The organism is Paraburkholderia sp., assembly GCF_026225065.1.
Lineage (GTDB): Bacteria > Pseudomonadota > Gammaproteobacteria > Burkholderiales > Burkholderiaceae > Paraburkholderia.
This window is the reverse complement of sequence record NZ_JAMFSB010000077.1, coordinates 1-2,390: the sequence shown is the minus strand read 5'-3', so window position 1 is coordinate 2,390 and position 2,390 is coordinate 1. Positions and strand designations below refer to the sequence as shown.

General features: G+C 61.5%; 3 protein-coding genes. 1 reads left to right on the top strand and 2 read right to left on the bottom strand.

All coding sequences use genetic code 11. The annotated features are described in order from the left end of the window. Nucleotides 1-68 precede the first annotated feature (68 nt). Nucleotides 69-923: an alpha/beta hydrolase gene (locus M0954_RS05765; protein WP_208297093.1), complete on the top strand. Its 855-nt coding sequence runs from the start codon at nucleotides 69-71 to the stop codon at nucleotides 921-923. A 70-nt stretch (nucleotides 924-993) separates the two neighbouring features. Here the strand turns inward: M0954_RS05765 and M0954_RS05760 are convergent, their stop codons facing one another. Then, nucleotides 994-1,296, bottom strand: coding sequence for a DUF4148 domain-containing protein (locus tag M0954_RS05760; protein WP_297352111.1), 303 nt, complete (start codon nucleotides 1,294-1,296; stop codon nucleotides 994-996). Between the two features lie 186 nt (nucleotides 1,297-1,482). Beyond that, a partial coding sequence (locus M0954_RS05755) for a DUF445 domain-containing protein (protein ID WP_297352109.1) occupies nucleotides 1,483-2,390 on the bottom strand: 908 nt, incomplete at its 5' end.

Sequence of the window (2,390 nt, the reverse complement as noted above, 5' to 3'; positions counted from 1 at the left end):
GTATCCTCGCATGTGTCATCCACGGGATGGCAAGGAAGTTCTGAAGATACCCGACCTAGAGGTTTTGCGTGTTCTCACATCAAACTGGCCGCTTTCGCTCGGCCCTCGTTGCTGCCGCTCTCTGCACGCTGTCCGTTGCCGCTGCTAATGCATCTGCCTTCGAGACGCATCACCACCATCTCGCGAACGAGGAAGCAGCATCGCAAGGCGGCATGCTCGTGCGCGACCTGCCACTTGCAGACGGTGAATTTCAGCGGGTCCTGTACGACGCACCGCCTTCGGAACCACGTGGCATCATCGTGATGTTTCCGGGCGGCGCGGACGACATCGGTATCGAGAAAGATGGCGTGATCAAACACGGTGACAACTTCGTCGTCCGTTCGCGGGACCTTTGGAAAGCCAAGGGTTACGCCGTCGTGCTCGTCGACGCGATCGACCATCAGTCGATGCGCGGCAAGCGCAGCACCGCTGCGTACGCTGAGGTAACGCGGGAGATCGTGGCCTTCGCGCATGAGCAGGCCAATGCCCCCGTCTGGGTGATGGGCACAAGCCAAGGGTCGATTGCGGCGATGAACGCGGCGTCGCACGAGAAAGGCTCGCGACTCGCGGGCGTGATCCTGACTGAATCGGTGTCGATCCTCGGCGCCTCGCACGAGACCGTCTTCGACGCGCATCCCGATGACGTCCACGTACCCGCTCTCGTCGTTGCGAACAAGAACGACCAGTGTTGGGTCGCACCGCCTTCGATGGCCGACGCGATTGCAAAATCGATGCGTAACACACACAGCACAGTCTTATTCGTGCAAGGGGGCACGGCGCATTCGTCGAACCAGTGTGCGTCGCTGTCACCACACGGCTACTATGGAATCGAGGGCGAGGTGGTCGACGCTATCGCTGGCTGGATGGAGCACGCAGGCGCCTGACACCAACGCGGCAAGGGCACGCAACCATAGAAAGCCTGGCGCGAGGCCCTTACCCGCAGCGTAAAACGAATCAGCTGTTCGACGGCGGTACAGCCGTCGCGTTCTGATCTGGTTTGCAGTCCGTAGCGTACTTCGCCAGCAGACGCGCCCGAGCATCGGTGATATCGAGGGAATAGTTGTCGACCGCCGGCCGGTACCCGACGGCCTCCAGTTCGCGCAGTTCCCGCATCATGTCGCGGTGCGTCACCTCGCCCTGCGTGTGCTTGAACGGATACGAGTTGCACTCGTGCGGCGTGAGCTGACCTGAAGCCATCGCACAGGCGCTGGCCATCATCAGCCCAAGGGGCAATGCGTAGTTCAACGGGGTCTTCATGGTGTCTTCCTCCAATATCTAATATTGCCCTGCAGCAAGACGGTCCGTATCGCGATGGAAATGGACCGTTGCTGAAGTTGCGTCTTTAGAATAGGCAAGGCGACGTGTCATTCCCGCTTCGGACACGTGAAGGTTTTTTCATGCTGCGATATCGGTCGCGAGCGTCAGCGCGGGCAGAAGCTCACGTCAGGTGAACAGCCGATCGATCAGAAAAATGCCCAGCCCCGCCAGGCCGCCGATCAGCGTCCCGTTGATGCGGATGTACTGCAGATCCTTGCCCACCTGAAGCTCCAGCTTATCGATGAGCGTGGTGGTATCCCAGCGCGCAATCACTTCGGAGATGAAAGCGCCGATCTCCTTGCGGTTCGGCACGATCGCGTTGAACACCAGTTGCTGCGCCCAGCGATTGATCAGCACGCGCACCTCGGCGTTCTCGTCGAGCCAACTGCCCACCGCCTGCAAGCCGCGCTCGAGGCACTGCATCAGCACGCCGTCGTCCTTGCCGACCTCCGCCTGCACCTTCTCGCCTGCCTCTGAGCTCAACCACTCCAGATACCCTTCCACCACGTCGTTATCCAGCACTTCCGACTTGATCCGCTCGCCGTGCGCCAGCATCTGCGGATCGTCGGCGAGCCTCACCGTCAGGTCGTCGAGCATGCCGCGATACTCGAGCCGCCAGGGATGATCGGGCACGCTTCGCGCGTCATCGATGGTCTTTTGCACTTCCACCAGAAACGCGTCCAGAATCCGGCCGTCGACCCAGCCGCGCACCCAGCGCGCGCTGCTGTTCGCGACGTTCTGGCGAATCTGGTCCTTGTGCTCATCGATAAAGCGCTGCGCCTGGTCGAGCGCCATATCGAACGCTGTCTCATGGTGACCATGCGCGATCAGTACCGACAGCAGCCGCGCGCCGAGCGGCGCCGCCGCGATCGAATCGATGCCGTTGCGAATCAGGCCACGGCCATACTCCCGTATCGGTCGGTCGCCTACCAGTTCAAGCAGCGACGGAAAGAGATGTTGCAGGCGCGTCGCAACCTGCCTGGCATTCCCAGGTTCCCTGATCCAGCGCGCCGCCCAGCCCGCGGCGTCGATGC